The sequence below is a fragment of the Clostridium sp. AWRP genome, assembly GCF_004006395.2.
Taxonomy (GTDB): domain Bacteria; phylum Bacillota; class Clostridia; order Clostridiales; family Clostridiaceae; genus Clostridium_B.
Window position 1 is genome coordinate 1,933,830 of the sequence record NZ_CP029758.2, and the last position, 20,734, is coordinate 1,954,563.

Sequence of the window (20,734 nt, forward strand, 5' to 3'; positions counted from 1 at the left end):
TCAGTAAAATGATTTAGTTTTTAAATTTGATAACTAACTACTTCATTGTCTAGACTGTCAATGTATTCATGAAGTATTTTTTTTAGATTTAATACATCTTTCATCTCGTAGTATCCGGACTTTTTATAAATGTAGTTTACTGCATTAAGAGCTCCTAGTGAAAAAGCTTTTTTTGAAAATGATTCATGACTTATTTCTATTTTGTCATTTTCACCAATTATAAGAACTGAATGTTTTCCTACTATACCTCCAGCACGTACAGAATTTATTGGAATAGGTTTATTTTCCACTCCAGATATTTGAAGACCATGTTCTATTTCATCGTATAATTTTAATGCAGTTCCCGAAGGGGAGTCTTTTTTGTTTTTATAGTGCATTTCTACGATTTGAAAGTCGTAATTATTTAATATAGTAGCTGCAATATTGCTTAGTAACATTAGAACGTTTACTCCTAAAGTGATGTTTGGTGCATAAACTATGCCGTTTTTAAACTTATAAGGTATATTTTTAAGTTTCTCAATATGTTCTTTTGAAAAACCTGTTGTACCTATTACTATATTTACTTTCATTTCTGATAGTATAATGGCATTTTTTATGGCAGCTTGAGGGTTTGAGAAGTCTACTACAACGTCTGGCTTCGTTTTAAAAATAGTAGCTTGGAGCTCATCAGAAGTAGTTATTTTTACATCTGTTTTAGAATTACCAAGTAGCTCTCCTAAATTCATTCCCCTTTTTTCACTATTAGGACTGCAGATTGCAGCTACTATTTTCATGTTACTTTGTTGTAAAACAGCTTCCGCAATATATTTTCCTGTCTTACCTAAACCGATTAGACCTACTTTGATCAAATAAATTACCTCCTTTTTGACGTTTACAAGAAAGCTTCAAGTATTGACGCCATTTTTGTTATTTATCTTATTTTAAATTTAGTGACAACTTCATTTTATCATATAAGTTGTCACTTGTCATTAATAGCTAATATGTGTTTATAATTTATACATAACTTTAATTAATTCTACTTTACTGTAGATCAGGGGTTCATATGAAATTTTAATTGCTAATTCCAACAAATTGTTAAATTATTATTTACATAATATAAATAATAATTTATACTTAGTATTGATTTATAAGGATTTTATTGGAAGGAGGCTTTGCTTCAAGTTACAAAATAATTTGAAGTAAAATTTAAAATGTCGTTGCAAAATGTTACAAAACCTGTATACCAGAAGATAGCAATTGATATAGCTAATAGAATATTGGATGGTGATTTTTCTATAGGGGATAAACTTCATGGTAGATCATCTCTTTCAAGCCATTATAATGTTTCTCCTGAAACTATAAGAAGGGCCATTATGCTTTTAAATGAAATGGACATTGTAGAAGTAATAAAGGGAAGTGGAATTATTGTTAAGTCTGTGGATAATTGTTTGAAATTTATAAATAAATTTAAGGACATAGGTTCTATGAATAAATCTAAAGATGAAATTTTAGATTTATTAAATGATAGAAATGAAATTGAAAAAAAGATTGGTGAAAAAATCAACGAACTTTTAGACTATTCAAATAGGTTTGTAAACATTAATCCATTCATGCCTTTTGAATTTAAGATATATAAGGGACTCAGTGTTATAGGGAAAACTATATGTGAAAGTAAGTTTTGGCAAAATACTAATGCTACTATAATAGGTATACGTAGAGAAGGAAATTTAATACTTTCTCCAGGACCTTATGCTGTATTTAAAGAGGAAGATATTTTTTTAGCAATAGGTGAAGAAGATGTGTATTATAAAATCAAAAAATTTCTTTATGGAGATAATAATTAATAATATTTCTAAAATTTAGTTTTTAAAGCTTTTGATGAAAGAAAAAAGAAAACTTTAAATCAGTTAAAGACAAACCAAGAACTCTGTTCATATCTGTTGACGTAATGTATCATTTGATGATATATTATTAAATGATACATGGGGGCAAGAATGGCTAGAAATGATTCTTTACAAATTGCTGAACTAATGCTTACTGTTTAAATGGGTGCATTGATTTTTATGTTTATATTGTATATAATGTATATATACAATATAAACATATTTCAGTAAGTAGAATGTAGGAGAGAATTATTTAAAAGTAGGAGGGAAAGCTAAATGTCAGAAGAAAATTTAGAAAAAAATAAAGATGGAATTTTAAAAAATATTATTGGTGTTATAGTTTCGCCAAGAGAAACTATGGAAAGAGTTAATAAAAATCCTAAAGTATGGAGATACTTAATACCTGTAACACTAATTCAGTTAATTGTTGCTATAATAGAAATACCCAAACTTACAAGTTTTGCTGTTTTACAAGCTCAACAAGTGCCAAACTTTTCTCAAGCTGCAATTCCAATTATAAAAACTGGGGCTATAATTTTTACGGTAATTAGTGCATTAATTACGCCGGCATTATTTGCATTAATAATTAGTGCTGTTATTAAACTTATAGCTTCTATTTCAAAAGAAACTGGAAACTTTAAGAATTTATATTGTATAAATATTTTAGCCTATGTTCCAGTTTTAATAGGTGGAATTTTAACTGCAATAATAATGCTTTTTACAGAACCACAAAATATAAAAAATATTTCAACCAGCCTTACATTGGTTTTAAGTTCATCAACAGATATGAAAAGTACAATTTATAAATTGTTTTCATGTATAGATTTTTTCTATATATGGAGTGCAGTGATATCAACAATTGGTACTTCCATTGTGTTTAAAATGAAGACAAAAAAAGCAGCAATTATAGTTTTTGTGATTTACGCTGCTGCAGTATATGTTTTTAAAGTTTTAATTTAAAAACATTGTTGAAATTGAATAGTGCTTTGTGCAGCTAGATAAGCTGGCATTGTTTTGTGCAGTGTCAGTTTTATCTTTATCCGATGACTACCTGCTCTAATACTTCCACTTTTCTAAGTGTAAGTAAAGAGCAGCTACGTCCCTGGATAACGATTTCTAAGCATCAGGTGGAGTCAAAACTCCATCTGATGCCAAGAACTCTGTTTATTTCAATAGTTTGAAAAAAAGTTTATAATTCTTAGTAAGGCTGTAAGAAAAAATGGGGAGGAAAATAAATGAAACTTAAATTGAATTTTGTAAAAGACAAGAAAAAATTAGCAATTATAGTAGCTGTTATATTTATAATTACAGCTATAGGAATATCTTCTTATGTAAAGTCGAGAAAATCACAAGGTAAGAAAGTAACTATATCCAAGGTAATCAAAAGAAATATAGTCCAAAGTACTACGGTTTCAGGAAGTATAGAACCGAAATATAGTAATGATATAACTTTAAATAACACCCAGAAGGTAGCGAAAGTTTTAGTAACTGAGGGACAACAGGTTACAAAGGGAGATATTCTAGTTCAAATGGATACATCTGACTATGATAGTGAACTAAAAAAGTTAAAGATTGATTTAAAGAATGCTCAAAATGCGGTATCACAATCGCAAGCAGTACCAGGGGCTAGTAAAGATAATACAGGCAATCAAACAGATTCAATTAAAGCTGAAATAGACAATTTAAATGCAAAAATAGAACAAAGTAATATAAGAGCTAATATAGATGGAAGAGTAATGAGAGTTGATGCTAAGGAAAATCAAGTGCCTAAAGCAGGAGATATGGTTATTGTGGATGATATTTCACAATACAAAGTTTCTATAGCTATGAGTCAATATGATGCTATGAAAGTTGCAAAAGGACAAAAAGCTATTGTTAAAATAAAAGGTAATGATCAAAAAAAATATACTGGTTCAGTTACAGATGTGGGACAAATAGCTCAAGTTAAGGCTGATGCTAAGGCTACCGGCCAGGAAGCTAAAGTAAATGTAATAGTGACTCTAGATAAAGCAGATGATAGTATAAAAGTAGGTTATGAAGCAGATGCAGAAATTGTATTTAATGAAAAGAGAAATGTAGTTTGTATGGGATTTGATAGTGTGAAAGAAGAAAAAGGTACAAAGAAAAAATATGTTTACATAGTGAATAGCAAAAATAAGGTTTCAAAAAGATATATAAGCACAGGTATAGAGACAGATGATTATATGGAAGTTATAGATGGTCTTAATGAAGGAGAAAAATATGTATCAAATCCTCCAGATACTCTTAAAAATGGAGATATTGTAGAGACTCAAGCAGGAGGGAACAATAAGTGATAATTAAATTGGAGAATTTAGTTAAGATATATGATACTGGTGCCGTAAAGCTTAAAGCTCTAAAGGAAATTAATTTAGAAATTCAAAAGACAGAATATGTAGCTATAATGGGGGCATCAGGATCAGGTAAGTCTACTCTTATGAATGTACTTGGTTGTTTAGATAAACTTACAGATGGAAAATATTATTTAGATGGTGTAGATATATCATCATTAGACGATAACAGTTTAGCTGATATAAGAAACAAGAAAATAGGTTTTGTATTTCAAGCATTTAATTTACTTCCAAAACTTACAGCTATAGCTAATGTGGAATTACCCATGATGTATGCAGGGGTATCTAAAAAAGAGAGAGAGAAAAAAGCTAAATGGGCTCTAGATAGAGTTGGATTATCTCATAGACTTCATCATAAACCTAATGAAATGTCTGGTGGACAAAAACAGAGGGTGGCTATTGCAAGATCTTTAGTAAATGATCCATCTATAATACTGGCAGATGAACCTACAGGAAATTTAGACAGCGTTTCCAGTGAAGAAATAATGGAGATTTTTCAGCAATTAAATGATGAAGGAGTAACTATTGTTATGGTTACACATGAACCTGACATAGCTATGCATACAAAAAGAACCATAGTTTTTAAAGATGGAACTATAATTTCAGATAATCCAGTAGAAAAAAGAACCATAGTTGGGGGGCAGAAATAATATGAATGTTGAAGAAAGCTTTCAATCTGCACTACAAAGTATAAAATCAAATAAATTAAGATCTTTTTTAACTATGCTGGGAATAATAATTGGAATATCTTCTGTAATTACTATAGTATCTATGGGTGCTGGGGCAAAACAATATATTACAGGACAATTTGAGGGTATGGGAAGTAACGTAATTAATCTCCAGCTTAACCAGTCATCAGATAGTGCTATACAAAAAAGAGATTATTTTACTATGGATGATGTAGATCTTATAAAGGAGAAAATACCTGAAGTTACATCAGTTGTTCCTACGCTTGGAGGAGATGGAAACTTGAAAAATGAAAATAGATCCAAGCGTGTCCAAATCGTGGCATCAACGGAAGGCTATAATAAACTTTCAAATGTAAAAATGGTTAATGGAAGATTTTTAAAAGAACATGATGTAGAGGTAAGGTCAACTGCAGCAATTATAGATGAAAAAACAGCTGTAAAATTATTTCACAATGCAAATGATGCTCTTGGAGAAAGTATCAAATTAAGTTCAGATGACCAAGATATAGATTTAAACATAGTTGGAGTATGTAAAGATCCAAATGGCAATCTCGGGTCTATGTCAGATAATGCTCCCGGCACAATATTTATACCTATAACTATTGCTGATAGAATACTTACAAATACCGATATTGGTTATATGTCAGTAATGTTATCTGACATGAATAAAGCTGAAGAAATAAGTTCCAAAATGGTAAAAATTCTTGGAAATAAACATCAAAACAAAAACAAGTACACAGCTCAAACTGGATTTAAAGAGCTTGAGAATCTAAATAAATCATTATCTGTTATAACAGGTGTATTAGGTGCTATTGCAGCTATATCACTTTTAGTTGGTGGTATAGGTGTTATGAACATAATGCTTGTATCTGTGACAGAGAGAACTAGAGAAATAGGCATAAGAAAAGCTATTGGGGCAAAAACTAGAGATATAAAAGTACAATTTTTAATGGAGTCTATAATACTGTGTCTTATAGGTGGAACTATTGGAACTATATTAGGTATAACAATAGGTAAAATTGCAGGTTCTTTCTTAAAGATGCCTGTACCAGTGTCATTTAAAATAATATTTATAGCATTTTCATTTTCCTCAGCAATTGGTATATTCTTTGGGCTGTACCCGGCAAGCAAAGCAGCCAAGTTAGATCCTATTGAAGCTTTAAGATATGAATAAAAATTTCTTAATTTGTTTTGAAAAGGTCATATAATATGATTAGAAGAAAGTTAAAGTATGGGAGTGAATTTATGGACAGTGAAAAGCAGCAATTGAGTATTGAAGCAGCAAGGTTATACTATAAGTCAGATTATAGTCAACAGCAAATTGCATCCCAACTTGGAATATCAAGGCCTACTGTATCCAGGCTTTTGCAGTATGCTAAAGAAAAGGGATTTGTAAAGATTGATATTGTAGATCCTTTTGATGATTTAGATAATATGTCACGTCAATTAAAGAAAAAATATAAACTAAGAGATGTTCGCGTTGTTTTTTCGCCAAAGGATGATTATGAACTTATAAGAGAGTATATTGGCAAAGAGGCAGCAGAATATTTAAGTGAAATTTTAAAAAATGGTGATATGCTTGGAGTAAGTTGGGGAACTACTATGTATGAAGTTGCAAAGAATCTTGAGCCTAAAAATCTTAAGGGAATTGAAGTAATTCAGTTAAAAGGAGGCATTAGTTATTCGGAAGTAAATACATATGCTTTTGAAACTATTGAACTATTTGCAGAAGCATTTCATACGATACCAAGGTATTTGCCTTTGCCCGTGATTTTTGACAATTCAACTATAAAGGAAATGGTTGAGCATGATAGAAATATTAAGAATATTATAGAAATGGGAGCAAATGCCAATATAGCAATTTTTACGGTTGGTACAGTAAGGGATGAGGCATTACTATTTCAATTAGGATATCTAAATGAGTCAGAGAAGAAGAAGTTAAAACAAGAAGGTGTAGGAGATATTTGCTCAAGATTCTTTGATGAAAATGGTAGAATCTGTGATGAAGAGATAAATGATCGTACTATAGGTATATCACTAGAAAATTTAAAGAAAAAGGAAAAGGCAATTTTAGTTGCAGGGGGATCACATAAAGTAGAGGCAATTAAAGGAGCCTTAAAAGGGAAAAATGCTAATATATTGATTACAGATAAATATACTGCCAGAAAACTTTTAAAATAGGCATATGAACTAAATTTCATATACCTATTTACAAATGTTCAAAAAAGATTTATTATGTAAGTGTAATAGAAATTGAGGGGAGGATACAAATTTAATGGATTATACAAATTTAGTTTCTAAGGCTTTTGAAGGAAGAAAAAATGCTTATGCTCCTTATTCCAACTTTAAAGTTGGAGCAGCTGTACTTGCTGAAGATGGAAAGGTTTATACAGGTTGTAATATAGAAAATGCTTCATATGGCGCAACAAATTGTGCAGAAAGAACTGCAATATTTAAAGCTATATCAGAAGGAAATAGAGCTATAAAGGCAATTGCCATTGTAGGAGTAGAAAACGATTATACATATCCTTGTGGAGTTTGCAGACAGGTTATAGCAGAGTTTGCTTCAAAAGATACAGAGATAATACTTGGAAAAGGTGAAGGTGAATATATAGTTAAAACATTAGATGAATTATTACCAGGAGCTTTTACCAAAGAAGATTTAAATAAATAATATCAACTATAAAAGTGTTCTTTTATTTTGAAGTCGAGCTAATAAAGAATACTTTTAATTTGAAAACGTATGAACAAAATTTCACAATAAATTTTACAAATGTTAAAAATTATTGTGAATTACTGTATGAAAGGAAGATTTATTATGAATATTGCTAAAATGATTGACCATACATTGTTAAAACCGGAAACAACAAAAAACCAGATAATTAAATTAACGGAAGAAGCAAAGAAGTATAATTTTGCTTCAGTTTGTGTAAATCCGACATGGGTTAAACTAGCAAGTGAGCAGCTAAAGGGGAGCGAAGTTAAAGTATGTACAGTTATTGGATTTCCTCTTGGGGCTAATACTACTGAAACAAAAGTGTTTGAAGCAAAAGATGCAATCAAAAATGGTGCACAAGAAGTTGATATGGTAATTAATATTGGAGAGTTAAAGGATAAAAATGATGTGTATATTGAAAATGATATAAAGTCTGTTGTAGAATCTGCAAAAGGAAAAGCGCTAGTAAAAGTTATTATAGAAACTTGTCTTTTGACACAAGAGGAAAAAGTTAGAGTTTGTAAGATAGCTAAAAAAGCAGGAGCAGATTTTGTAAAAACATCAACTGGGTTCTCAAAATATGGAGCCAAAGTGGAAGATGTTAAACTCATGCGTGAAACAGTAGGAAAAGATATGGGAGTTAAGGCATCTGGTGGTATTCATACTAAACAAGAGGCTCTAGATATGATTGAAGCGGGTGCAACCCGTATAGGTGCAAGTGCAGGTATTACTATTGTATCTGAATAAATATAGGGGAATTGACAGAGTACAGAGGACAGTGAAGGAGTATTTTTCTTCGCTACACTACGAAAAATCTTTAATTTAAAAGAAATTCATGTTTTTTTGTTTCTCAAGAGTACTTTCTGAGTAAACAATATTTTACATTAGCAAAACTTACCTTCACTGTCCTCTCAAAAATATTGCATTGCAATAGTTTTCAAATAATGTAATCGTTATTTGAAAACTTGGACATTTTAGCTAAAAATATTTAAGGAGGGATACACAAAATGAAATTTATTATTGGAATTATTGGACTAGCCATTGTAGCTGGACTTGCACTACTTGGCAGCAATGATAGGAAAAGTATAAAAATAAAGCCTATAATTATAATGGTTGTCTTACAATTTATTTTTGGATTTATTTTATTAAATACTGAAATAGGTAATATTTTAGTAGGTGGAGTAGCAAATGGTTTTGGAGCACTTCTTAAATGTGCATCAGAAGGTGTAAATTTTGTATTTGGTGGCATGGTAAATAAAGGAGTAACATCAGTATTTTTTATAAATGTTCTTATGCCAATCGTGTTTATTTCAGCTTTAATTGGTATACTGCAATATTGTAAGATACTACCTTTTATAATTAAGTATGTTGGATTAGCATTGAGTAAAGTAAACGGAATGGGCCAATTGGAATCTTATAATGGAATAGCATCAGCAATTCTTGGACAATCAGAGGTATTTATTTCAGTAAAGAAGCAGCTTGGATTATTGCCTAAAAATCGTTTATATACTCTTTGTGCATCAGCGATGTCAACAGTATCCGCATCTGTTGTTGGTTCTTATATGCTTCTTATAAAACCTAGGTATGTAGTAACAGCACTTATATTAAATTTATTTGGCGGATTCATTATAGCTTCAATTATAAATCCATATACTGTAAAACCAGAAGATGACATTTTAGAGGTTGAAGAGAAGGAAAAACAATCGTTCTTTGAAATGCTCGGTGAATATATTATGGATGGATTTAAGGTTGCTATTACAGTTGGGGCAATGCTAATTGGATTTGTCTCAATAATTGCATTAATTAATGCAATATTTAAAGGAATATGCGGTATTTCATTCCAGGATATTCTTGGATACATTTTCTCTCCATTTGCATTTTTTATGGGTGTACCATTTAATGAAGCAGTAAAAGCAGGAGGCATAATGGCAATAAAACTTGTATCAAACGAGTTTGTTGCAATGACTACACTTGCACAGGGAAACCTTGGCTTATCCTATAGAGCAACAGCTATTGTATCTGTGTTTTTAGTTTCATTTGCAAATTTCTCATCAATTGGAATTATAGCAGGTGCAGTTAAAGGATTGAATGAAAAACAAGGCAATGTAGCTGCACGTTTTGGATTAAAATTATTATATGGAGCAACACTAGTAAGTGTACTTACAGCAACTATTGTTGGATTAATTGTATAATGTATATGTAAGGAGTGATTTTAATGAATGAATTTAAGAGAATACATGTAATAGTTATGGATTCTGTTGGCATTGGCGAAGCACCAGATTCAGAAAAATTTGGCGATATTGGTGTTAATACATTAGCGCACATTGCAGAAAAAAAGAATGGATTAAATATACCTAACATGGAAGCTATGGGATTATCTAATATATATGAAATCAAAGGAGTAAAAAAGGCTCACCATCCAAAAGCTTATTTTACAAAAATGCAGGAGTCTTCACGTGGAAAAGATACTATGACTGGTCACTGGGAAATGATGGGTCTGTATATTGATAAGCCATTTAGAGTTTTCCCTAATGGTTTTCCAGATGAATTAATTAAGAAGATTGAGGATTTCTCTGGAAGAAAAGTTATAGCAAATAGGCCGGCCAGTGGAACTGAAATTATAAAGGAACTTGGGGAAAGACAGCTTAAGACAGGAGAGCTTATAGTATATACATCTGCAGATTCTGTACTTCAAATTGCTGCACATGAAGAAGTTATACCACTAGATGAGCTATATAAAATATGTCAGTACTGTCGTGATATAACACTTGATGATCCATATAAATTAGGAAGAATAATTGCTAGACCATATGTTGGAAAAACAGCTGATACATTTAAGAGAACTTCAAATAGACATGATTATGCGTTAAAACCTTTTGGTGAAACAGTAATGGATTGTTTGAAGAATGCAGGTTTAGACTCAATTGCTATTGGAAAAATTCGAGATATATTTGATGGAGAAGGAGTTACAAAAGCAATTAGAACTAAATCAAATATGGATGGTATGGATAAGTTTATTTCTGTACTTGATGAAGATTTTCATGGACTCAGTTTTACTAATTTAGTTGATTTTGATGCAGTTTATGGACATAGACGTAATCCAATAGGATATGGAGATGCCATAGAAGAATTTGACAAAAGACTCACTGAAGTATTTGAAAAGTTAAGAGAAGATGATTTGCTAATAATTACAGCAGATCATGGTAATGATCCAACATATACTGGAACAGATCATACTCGGGAATTTGTACCTTTGCTTGTTTATTCAAAGAGATTTGAAGAAGGTAAGGATCTGGGAATACGCAGAACTTTTTCAGATTTAGGTGCAACAATTGCAGATAATTTTAAAGTTAAGATGCCTAAATATGGCGAAAGCTTTTTACAAAAATTAATATAAAGGTGGTATGTAAAAATGAGAATGGTAGATATAATTGAAAAGAAACGTGAAGGAGGAGAATTAACTACAGAAGAAATTAAATTTTTTATAGAAGGTTATACTAAGAGCTCAATTCCTGATTACCAGGCAAGTGCACTTGCAATGGCAATTTATTTTCAAGATATGACTGATCGTGAGAGAGCAGACCTTACTATGGCAATGGTTCATTCTGGAGAAACTATTGATCTTTCAGCAATTGAGGGTGTAAAAGTTGATAAACATTCAACAGGTGGAGTAGGAGATACAACAACACTTGTTCTTGCACCTATGGTTGCATCTCTAGGCGTACCTGTTGCAAAGATGTCAGGACGTGGGCTTGGACATACAGGTGGAACTATTGATAAACTTGAATCAGTAAAAGGATTCCATGTTGAACTTACAAAAGAACAATTTATTGATTTTGTTAATAACAGTAAAGTTGCAGTTATGGGCCAAACTGGTAATTTAACTCCAGCAGATAAGAAATTATATGCTCTTCGTGATGTAACTGGAACTGTAAATTCAATTCCATTAATTGCAAGTTCAATAATGAGCAAGAAGATTGCAGCAGGAGCAGATGCAATAGTACTTGATGTTAAAACTGGTGCAGGAGCTTTCATGAAAACGGAAGAAGATTCAGAAAAACTTGCGCATGCTATGGTTAAAATAGGTAATAATGTAGGCAGAAAGACTATGGCAATAATTTCTGATATGTCTCAACCTTTGGGATTTGCAATTGGAAATGCTCTTGAAGTAAAAGAAGCTATTGATACATTAAAAGGAGAAGGACCAGAAGATTTAACAGAACTTGTTTTAACTCTTGGAAGCCAGATGGTTGTACTTGGTAAAAAAGCAAAGACGTTAGAAGAAGCAAGAGAGAAATTACTTGAAGCAATAAAGAATGGTAAAGCACTAGAAAAATTTAAGGAATTCCTTAAAAATCAAGGTGGAGATCCATCAGTTGTGGACAATCCTGAAAAATTACCTCAAGCAAAATATAAAATTCCTGTTCCTGCAAAGGAAAGTGGATATGTTTCAAATATGGTAGCTGACCAAATTGGTATAGCAGCAATGCTTTTAGGTGCAGGAAGAGCTACAAAAGAAGACAAAATTGATTTAGCTGTAGGAATAGTTCTTAATAAAAAGGTTGGAGATAAGGTAGAAAAAGGCGAATCACTTATGACTATTTATTCAGATCGTGAAGATGTAGAAGACGTAAAAGCTAAGATCTACGAGAATATCACTATCAGTGATCATGCAGAAAAACCAGTTTTGATCCACAAGATTATAACAGAATAGAAATAGAGTTTCTAGTTTGAAAGTTGACTTATGCTAGCCATATACTGACAAATTTTATCACACTAAAAACTTTTAATAAGTCTAAAGTTCAGTATTTTGAAAATCTAAAGGAGCTTATATAAACTCGTGCCTCAGACATATATAAGCTTCTAAGATTTTCTAAAATACCTCACTAAGACTTATGGAAAAGTTTTTAAATGTGATTTCAATTTTGTCAGTATATTTTATGCATAAGTTCAAATTTCAAGCAGAAACCCTCGTATAGATAGTTAACTTCACAATTAAACTTTACAATCTATATATGAATATTCTAACTAAAAAATCAACTTATACGCAGGCATATTTTTACAATAATGAAGCTCTTTTAAATATTTTGTATATGAGGCTTAGGAAAAAATTTTTTAAAAATCTAGAACTTTTGAATTGTTTGAGGTACGAGTTTTCAAAAGTTCTCAGTATTTTTTGAATTTTTTCCTTAGCCTTATCAAAATATTTAATCGAGCTGAAGGTTGTAGAAAATATCCGGAGTATAAGTTGATTTTTCGTTTAGAAACTCTATATAGTTTTCAAATTTTCTACTATTTGGAGAATTTATGTGGTATAATATGGTTAAAATTATATTTAGGTTGAAGGGAGAAAACTAAGTTGAAGTTGTATGGTGTAGTGACAATGGATATTGTTGATTCTAGGAATATACCAAATCGTGAGATACTGCAGCAAAAGTTAAAAAGGTATTTTGATTTAATATATCAAAAGTACTGTGATAGCTTGGTTTCTCAAATAAATTTTACCCTTGGGGATGAGTGGCAGCTTATTACAAGTAAGCCTGAAAACTGCTATGATATTGTTCATGATTTTCAAAGGCTGCTTTGGCAAGATGATGTAAAGTTTTATTCAGGAATTGGAATAGGTGAACTGAAAACAGATATTTATGAAGATACCCGCAGGATGGATGGCTCATGCTTTATAATGGCCCGGGAGGCTATAAATATTGCCAAACAATCGTCTAAAAAAAGGACAAAATATATTTATAGTAAAACGAATAAGGTTTTTTTAAAATCTATAATGAGTTACGTATCAGTACAAAATCATTTTCTTAAAACAAAAGGGAACATTCCCTTTAATGAAGAAGTTGCAGTGGATGCAGTAGATTGCAATGAATTAATTTCTTTAGATGATATAATAAATGTTATTATAGAAAACAATGAGATCTTAAAAAGTAAGCTGACACGGAAGCAAAAAATAATATATATTGAATATATGAAGCATAAATCTTATAGAAAAATAATAGAAAAAAATGCAGATAAATTAAATGAGACTATAGGGGGAATAAGTCAAAAGTTAAATAGTGCTGAATATTTTACTATTCAACGAAACCATGGAATGGTAAAGTTATTAACAAATTTATTGATTTCTATTTAATAAGTAATAGATTATAAATAGGTTTTTACTACAATAGGTAGATTTTGATTCTTGGCATCTATAAGAGCATCTCTAGCTAGGTAAAATGATGGACCATCTAATTGATTTACAGTTAATTCAAAATTATTAATAGAAATAGGTCCTATGCCAATACCGCAATAAAAGTCAACTGATCTTAATTCCTTATGAAAAAAATCTAAGATTTTCATGTAATTACAATCATAATTTAACAATCCTTCCCATTCGTCACCTATAGTAATAATAAAAGGAACAACTATTATTGATTGAAACATTTCATTAGTTTCCTTTAACATGTCAATCAACTGATATTGAACTTTTTCTCGATTTACAAGTTTCCTTGACTTTCTTAAATCACAAATCATAGTTAAATAATTCAATATATCACTCCTAGAATGCATTCATACTTACATTACATTATTTTTGTTACATAGTTGTTTTGTGAAATAAAATTATACGCGTTTAGGTTTTAATTAAAACGCATACAATGTTTAGCTAAAAATCCAAACACGTTTTCAAGTGATATTTACACAAATTATCTTTTGTGATATTTTATGATTTGTAAGTAAAATTGGTGAGTAAAAATATTTAACTATTTATTGACTATATATTTCAGTAAAATTCCACCTAAAATGCCAAGGGACGTACTAAATAGAGTGCCTACTAGATAATATTGAGCAAAATATTTTTCTTCTAATTCACGGAATCTTGCTATTGACTTTGCTGTGAATATAAATGCTATCGCTTGATATGCTCCATTGATAACTAAAGTGATTATAATAAATCTTTCAAATATTCCTATATAGTCACTGGCAGAAGTTTTTTCTAAGGGGGATATGATTTGAACATTCATTACCTTATTTTTATAAGGTTGAAGATAAAGTTCAGATATAACAACATTTATAAAGAATCTTCCACCAAAACATACATACAAGTATATAATTAAATAACTTAGAATATCTATAGTAGAAGTTCTGTTGAGGTAGCCACAGTTGATAATGTTTTCACTACTTTGCATATTAGTTTGTCCCCAAATAAAAGCAATAACTGCTATATGTAGGATTTGATCTATAATAAAAATTAAAGAATTAATCCATCGGAATAGGGGACTTAAAATAATATAAAGGAAAGATGTTTTTTGATGACAAATAGGTTTATCATGAATAGATTTTATCTTTAGGGAAAGTAAATTTTTAATTAAGTCAATCGTAAAATGAAAAAGTCCTATTAGAAGTGAATAAGCTAATGTTGTTTTAAATTTATATCCAACAATTAGGAAGGTAAATAATATGCTAAATACGATTATGGCATGGATGATGTTACCTTTTAAACACTTTTTTAAATTAGAACTTTTCCTTAATTGTACAATATCATTACTTTGAAATATAAAATCTGCTAAGCAGTGGGATAAAATAGCTAATTGTAAAAAGACCACTTATTTTAACCTCCATATATCTCAGTATATAGAAAATCTAAGTGAGTACTATAATGACTAAGTAGTAGGTTAATTATATCACTCAGACCAATATTTGTCATTTTAATTTCTGTTTATTAGTACTAAGCCTATAATACAGAATATTATTCCAAATAGCTTATTTAATTCAAAATTTTCTTTAAAAATGAATATCCCAATGGGAATGAGCAGAATTGCAAGAATGCTGTTTGCTACTAGAGGGCATACGCTTATGCTCCAACCGGATCTGTAGGCCATGATATATCCAAATTCAAGTCCTACTATACAAAAAGCGAGGACTATGCTAGTCCAATTTAAATCCTTAATTGATCCCAAAAATCCTTTATCTGTTTTAGAAAAGTGAAATAAAATTAAAGTTACTATTGACGCTATTGCATAGGTGGCGAATAACGCTATAAATGGGTTTGCTTTTTGTGGTGTTGCTTTTTGACATATGTTATAAAAGATATTTGCTGCAATTATAAGTACAACTGAAAATACATACATAAACATAATTTTAACCTTGCCTTTACTTATAAATTTTGTTAAAAATACAAAGACCCGGAAATAGATTACTTTCCGGGCTTATCTTTCCGCTAATGCATTAAATTGTATAGTATATTTATTGTATTTAATTAATAAACGACATATGAATTATATCAAAAATTGTCAACAAATTCAACATCAAAAATTTACGTATTCAAACTAATCATATAGTAACACTTATTTTAATTTTTACGACAGGTTTTTTTTAGCACAAATTTTTTGATTTAAAGAAAAAAGTATTATTATTAAAATTGTAAGCAAAGGCGAAATATATTTACTTTTTACAAATTAAAGCATTTATATATTTTAAACATATTTCTTTAGCAAACCCCTTGATTTTAAACACTTTATGTCATATAATAAATTAAGGAAAATCGTATAAGACAGTTCGTAACCATCCTGTCTATAAATAAAACTAGGGATTAACTATTTAAATAGTTTATTTTGTAATTAAAAGGTGGAAAATATCTCTGCCTTTTTTCACGTCCAGGATAGTTTCATTTCTTATATGCATGTTTTCAAATTCAAGGAGGACAAGTTAAATGAATCGTTTACCAAAGTTAAAAAGATATGGGCAGATTACTAAAAGACTGCCTAGAGAAGTAGTGCTTCTAAGAGGAAGTGGGTGTTTTTGGGGAAACTGCATATTTTGTGATTATCATCTGGATGAGGATTACAATGCTCTTAGAAATCATAAATTGAATCATAAAGTACTTGAAAAGGTTACGGGAAAATATGGTGTACTTCAGATAATGAACTCTGGAAGTGCTAGTGAACTAGATGCTGCCACTGTATTTGAGCTTATTAAATTATGTAGGGACAAAAATATAGGACAGCTGATCATGGAAAGTCATGTTAAATACGAAAATGATATAAAACTATTTAGGGAACAATTTAGACCTACAGAATTAAAATTTATAGTAGGAGCAGAGAGCTTTGATATAAGCTACAGAGAAAATGTATTAAATAAAGGAATAGGGGATAGAAAAGCATTTGAATTTAAAAATTTTGATTGGGTTAACTTACTCTTTGGTATGGTTGGACAAAATATTACAGAATTACAAAGAAATGTAGAATTGGCACTAAAATATTTTGAAAGAGTTACAATAAACATATTTTGTGAAAATACAACAAAAGTAAAGAGAGACAATGAGCTCATAGAGGAGTTTTACCATAGCCAGTTGTTCCAATCTCTTCAGACTAACTATTATGATAGAGTGGAGATATTAGATGATATAGATACCAGATGCAGTGCAGATTTGGATGGAGTTGGAGGTAAAATAGATGAGTAGGACTAATAAATTAGTAAAAATAGCTATAGTAGCTGCAATATACATAGTTTCAACTATTGCGCTAGGACAACTTTCTTATTGGGGGCCAATAGGGCTTAGAGTTAGTGAAATGCTTAATTTCCTGGCATTTATAGATCCATTTTATATAATTTCACTTACTGTAGGGTGTGCCGTTGCAAATTTTTACAGCTTTAGTATAGTAGATGTATTTGTTGGAAGCTTTGCTACTCTTTTGGCAACTTATGCAATGTGGAAAACGAAAAATATGCTTGTTTCAATTATATGGCCTGTTTTAGGAAGTGCAATTATAGCAGAGGAACTTCATGTGCTTTATAAAGTACCTTTTTTCTACACCTTTTTTACTCAGGCATTAGGAGAACTTATAGTTATGGTTTTGGGGTATTTTGTATTTAAAAAGATTTTCAAAAATACTGCATTTTTGTATAGAATGAAGATAAAATTTCATAATAAGAAAATAGAAAATATGACGTTAAAATAGTAATATTAGTTTTTAAAGGATAGCTTTATTGGATATAAAGTTATCCTTTTTTTCAAAGTTAATAATATATCACATATATAAAGCATAAGAGAATTACGTTTTTAAAATAACTTTATAAAGGGACTTGAAAAAGATTTAATAGGATGTTATACTAAATTTAACAACAAAATAGGGAGTGATTGTGATGAAAGAGTATTTTACTAATGTATCTAAAATAAATTATGAAGGACCGGATTCGAAAAATCCTTACTCATTTAAATATTATAATCCTGATGAAGTAATTGGCGGAAAAAAGATGAGAGATCATTTAAGATTTTCAATGTCTTACTGGCATACATTAACTGCTAATGGAACTGATCAGTTTGGGTCAGGAACAATGGTTAGACCATGGGACAATGTAAACGATAAAATGGAACTTGCTAAAGCAAGAATGGAAGCAGCGTTTGAATTTATGAACAAGCTAGACATAGATTATTTTTGCTTCCACGATAGAGATATAGCACCTGAAGGAAAAGACCTTGCAGAAACAAATAAAAATTTAGATGAAATAGTAGCAATGTGTAAGGATTTGATGAAAAAGAACAACAAAAAGTTATTATGGGGTACGGCTAACTTATTTAATAACCCAAGATTTGTACACGGTGCTGGAACTACATGTAATGCAAATGTTTATGCTTATTCAGCAGCACAGCTAAAAAAAGCAATACAAGTTACAAATGAATTAGGTGGAGAAAACTATGTATTTTGGGGTGGAAGAGAAGGATATGAAACACTTCTAAATACTGACATGGGATTTGAAATGGACAACTTTGCTAGAATACTACAGATGGCAGTAGATTATGCAAAGAAAATAGGATTTAAAGGACAATTTCTTATAGAACCAAAACCAAAGGAGCCTACAAAACATCAGTATGATTTTGATGTAGCAACTGTTTTAGGATTTTTAAGAAAGTACAAGTTAGAAGATTACTTCAAGATAAATATTGAAGCAAATCATGCTACTTTAGCAGGGCATACTTTCCAGCATGAAATATGCTTAGCAAGAAATAATAATGCACTTGGAAGCTTAGATGCAAACCAGGGAGATCCACATCTTGGATGGGATACAGATCAATTTCCTACAAATGTATACGATACAACATTATCAATGTACGAAGTACTTAAAAATGGCGGTATAGCACCGGGAGGATTGAACTTTGATGCAAAGGTAAGAAGAGCATCTTTTGAACCAGAAGATTTATTCTTAGCATATATAGCAGGAATGGATAGTTTCGCTAAAGGACTTAGAGTTGCATATAAATTATTACAAGATGCTCCTATTGAAAACTTTATTAAAGAAAGATATTCAAGCTTTTCTACAGGAATAGGTAAAGACATAGTAGATGGCAAAGTAGGATTTGACGAATTAGAAAAATATGCTTTGAGTAATAATGTTATGAATAATAAATCAGGAAGACAAGAATATTTAGAATCAGTAGTAAATCAATATATACTTGAAGATAAATAGAATTTAAAACATGTAGGGGGTGGTTTTAAACTGCCTCTACTGAAATATCAATAATTTCATGAAAGAAGAGATTACTGTGAATTTTTTAGGAATTGATTTAGGAACTTCTTCTGTAAAGCTTATCATAATGAATGAAAAAGGTGAACTTTTAACTAGTGTATCTAAAGACTATGGTATAAGTTATCCTCAGGTCGGATGGGCAGAACAAAATCCTGATGATTGGTGGAATAGTACTAAAGATGGAATTAGAGAACTTATAAATAATCATAATATAAAATCGGAAACTATTAGAGGCATAAGTTTTAGTGGGCAAATGCATGGACTTGTAATTCTTGACAATAAAAATAAGGTTTTAATGCCTGCTATATTGTGGTGTGATCAAAGGACACAAAAACAGTGTGATTACTTAAATAAAGAATTTGGACAAGATAAACTCTCAAAGTATACTGGTAACATGGCTTTAACTGGTTTTACACTTCCAAAAGTACTTTGGGTTAAAGAAAATAAACCGGATATATATGCTAAAATAGCACATATGATGCTTCCTAAAGATTATATAAGTTTTAAACTTACCGGGAAATTTGCATCTGATGTGTCTGATGCTTCTGGAACAGTAATGTTTGATGTGAAAAATAGAAAATGGTCTAATGAAGTATTAGATTTACTTGAGATAAAAGAAGATGTTTTACCTCAAGTTTATGAATCCTATGAAGTTGTAGGTAATGTCTCAGAAGAAGTATCAAGTGAAACTGGACTTTCAACATCTACAAAAGTAATAGCTGGGGCAGGTGACCAGGCAGCTGGAGCTATAGGTACTGGAACAGTTGATTCTGGAGTATTATCTGTAGCACTTGGAACATCTGGTGTCGTATTTGCATCAAGTGAAAAGTTTTATGTAGATAAGGAAAATAGGCTTCATTCATTTTGCCACGCCAATGGCAAGTGGCATCAAATGGGGGTAATACTATCTGCAGCATCAAGCCTTAAATGGTGGGTTGATAATGTTAATTCAGATATAGGTGGAGATGTATTTGAAAAATTGCTTTCAGAAGCAGAAAGTTCTCCTGTAGGAAGTAATAAGTTATTTTTTTCACCTTATTTAATAGGAGAGAGAACACCTTATAACGATCCTTGTGCAAAGGGAAGTTTTGTTGGATTAAATGTTACACATAAAAGAGGAGATATGACGAGATCCATTTTGGAAGGAGTATCTTTTGCTCTTAGAGATTCACTTGAAATACTTAAAAACTTAAATGTTGATATGAAGGAAGTAAGAATAAGTGGTGGAGGTTCTAGGAGTAAGCTTTGGAGGCAGATAATTGCAGATGTATTCAACTTGAATGTAAGCATTATAAATTCAAAGGAAGGTCCAGCTTATGGTGCAGCAATACTTGCAGCAGTTGGATGCAAACTTTTTAATTCAGTAGATGAAGCATGTAAAGCTTTGATAAAGACAACGGATAAAATACAGCCTATAAGGGAAAATGTTGAAAAGTATGATAAACTATATAAAGTTTATTCATCTTTATATAGTTGTCTAAAAGATAAGTTTAAAGAAATAGATAGTTTATCCATATAAGGAGATCTTATTATTATTATTATGAGGATTATGAAAGAAATTTTTGACTATATAAATTAAAAGAGGAG

At 30.6% G+C, this 20,734-nt stretch carries 20 protein-coding genes; 16 read left to right on the forward strand and 4 right to left on the reverse strand.

Going from position 1 to position 20,734, the window contains the following annotated elements:
- Window positions 1-20: 20 nt before the first annotated feature.
- Window positions 21-848 carry a 4-hydroxy-tetrahydrodipicolinate reductase gene (gene dapB / locus DMR38_RS09005; protein ID WP_127720956.1) on the reverse strand — a complete coding sequence of 276 codons (828 nt, stop codon included), beginning with the start codon at window positions 846-848 and terminating at the stop codon, window positions 21-23.
- 342 nt (window positions 849-1,190) lie between these two features.
- On the opposite strand from dapB, the gene DMR38_RS09010 reads away from it, so the two are divergent.
- From DMR38_RS09010 to DMR38_RS09070, 12 genes are all read left to right on the forward strand, one after another.
- Window positions 1,191-1,823 (forward strand): TrkA C-terminal domain-containing protein, encoded by a 633-nt coding sequence (locus DMR38_RS09010; RefSeq protein ID WP_127720957.1) that lies wholly within the window; start codon window positions 1,191-1,193, stop codon window positions 1,821-1,823.
- 315 nt (window positions 1,824-2,138) lie between these two features.
- On the forward strand, window positions 2,139-2,822 hold the full coding sequence (locus DMR38_RS09015) for a Yip1 family protein (protein WP_127720958.1): 684 nt from the start codon (window positions 2,139-2,141) through the stop codon (window positions 2,820-2,822).
- Window positions 2,823-3,097: 275 nt separating this feature from the next.
- Window positions 3,098-4,177, forward strand: coding sequence for an efflux RND transporter periplasmic adaptor subunit (locus DMR38_RS09025; protein ID WP_127720959.1), 1,080 nt, complete (start codon window positions 3,098-3,100; stop codon window positions 4,175-4,177).
- Window positions 4,174-4,881, forward strand: coding sequence for an ABC transporter ATP-binding protein (locus DMR38_RS09030; protein WP_127720960.1), 708 nt, complete (start codon window positions 4,174-4,176; stop codon window positions 4,879-4,881). Before DMR38_RS09025 ends, DMR38_RS09030 begins: the two co-directional genes overlap by 4 nt.
- Window position 4,882: 1 nt before the next feature.
- The gene (locus DMR38_RS09035) at window positions 4,883-6,094 is read left to right on the forward strand and encodes an ABC transporter permease (protein ID WP_127720961.1); all 1,212 of its coding nucleotides are present in this window, start codon (window positions 4,883-4,885) and stop codon (window positions 6,092-6,094) included.
- Between the two features lie 35 nt (window positions 6,095-6,129).
- Entirely contained in the window at window positions 6,130-7,101 is a 972-nt protein-coding gene (locus DMR38_RS09040; protein WP_279230809.1) for a sugar-binding transcriptional regulator, read from the forward strand.
- Window positions 7,102-7,195: 94 nt separating this feature from the next.
- Window positions 7,196-7,594, forward strand: a complete 399-nt coding sequence (locus DMR38_RS09045) for a cytidine deaminase (RefSeq protein ID WP_127720962.1) — start codon at window positions 7,196-7,198, stop codon at window positions 7,592-7,594.
- 144 nt (window positions 7,595-7,738) lie between these two features.
- Complete coding sequence (deoC, locus tag DMR38_RS09050) at window positions 7,739-8,383, forward strand: deoxyribose-phosphate aldolase (protein WP_127720963.1); 645 nt, start codon at window positions 7,739-7,741, stop codon at window positions 8,381-8,383.
- Window positions 8,384-8,643: 260 nt separating this feature from the next.
- Window positions 8,644-9,828: a nucleoside transporter C-terminal domain-containing protein gene (locus DMR38_RS09055; protein ID WP_127720964.1), complete on the forward strand. Its 1,185-nt coding sequence runs from the start codon at window positions 8,644-8,646 to the stop codon at window positions 9,826-9,828.
- 23 nt (window positions 9,829-9,851) lie between these two features.
- Window positions 9,852-11,033, forward strand: a complete 1,182-nt coding sequence (gene deoB / locus DMR38_RS09060) for a phosphopentomutase (protein ID WP_127720965.1) — start codon at window positions 9,852-9,854, stop codon at window positions 11,031-11,033.
- A gap of 15 nt (window positions 11,034-11,048) precedes the next feature.
- Window positions 11,049-12,350, forward strand: a complete 1,302-nt coding sequence (locus DMR38_RS09065; RefSeq protein ID WP_127720966.1) for a pyrimidine-nucleoside phosphorylase — start codon at window positions 11,049-11,051, stop codon at window positions 12,348-12,350.
- Between the two features lie 645 nt (window positions 12,351-12,995).
- The gene (locus DMR38_RS09070) at window positions 12,996-13,772 is read left to right on the forward strand and encodes a SatD family protein (protein WP_137440571.1); all 777 of its coding nucleotides are present in this window, start codon (window positions 12,996-12,998) and stop codon (window positions 13,770-13,772) included.
- Window positions 13,773-13,783: 11 nt separating this feature from the next.
- On the opposite strand, the gene DMR38_RS09075 is transcribed toward DMR38_RS09070, so the two are convergent.
- From DMR38_RS09075 to DMR38_RS09085, 3 genes are all read right to left on the reverse strand, one after another.
- Entirely contained in the window at window positions 13,784-14,170 is a 387-nt protein-coding gene (locus tag DMR38_RS09075; protein ID WP_127720968.1) for a SatD family protein, read from the reverse strand.
- Between the two features lie 212 nt (window positions 14,171-14,382).
- Window positions 14,383-15,225 (reverse strand): DUF3307 domain-containing protein, encoded by an 843-nt coding sequence (locus DMR38_RS09080; RefSeq protein ID WP_127720969.1) that lies wholly within the window; start codon window positions 15,223-15,225, stop codon window positions 14,383-14,385.
- Window positions 15,226-15,327: 102 nt separating this feature from the next.
- Window positions 15,328-15,756, reverse strand: a complete 429-nt coding sequence (locus tag DMR38_RS09085) for an EamA family transporter (protein ID WP_127720970.1) — start codon at window positions 15,754-15,756, stop codon at window positions 15,328-15,330.
- 575 nt (window positions 15,757-16,331) lie between these two features.
- Between DMR38_RS09085 and DMR38_RS09090 the strand changes: the two genes are divergently transcribed.
- The 4 genes from DMR38_RS09090 to xylB all read left to right on the forward strand — a co-directional run bounded on the left by DMR38_RS09090 (window position 16,332) and on the right by xylB (window position 20,666).
- Complete coding sequence (locus tag DMR38_RS09090; RefSeq protein WP_127720971.1) at window positions 16,332-17,081, forward strand: hypothetical protein; 750 nt, start codon at window positions 16,332-16,334, stop codon at window positions 17,079-17,081.
- Complete coding sequence (locus tag DMR38_RS09095) at window positions 17,074-17,580, forward strand: QueT transporter family protein (protein ID WP_127720972.1); 507 nt, start codon at window positions 17,074-17,076, stop codon at window positions 17,578-17,580. The genes DMR38_RS09090 and DMR38_RS09095 overlap by 8 nt, the downstream gene beginning before the upstream one ends.
- Window positions 17,581-17,764: 184 nt before the next feature.
- Complete coding sequence (gene xylA / locus DMR38_RS09100) at window positions 17,765-19,087, forward strand: xylose isomerase (protein WP_127720973.1); 1,323 nt, start codon at window positions 17,765-17,767, stop codon at window positions 19,085-19,087.
- 58 nt (window positions 19,088-19,145) lie between these two features.
- Window positions 19,146-20,666, forward strand: coding sequence for a xylulokinase (gene xylB / locus DMR38_RS09105; RefSeq protein ID WP_127720974.1), 1,521 nt, complete (start codon window positions 19,146-19,148; stop codon window positions 20,664-20,666).
- The last annotated feature ends 68 nt before the right edge of the window (window positions 20,667-20,734 follow it).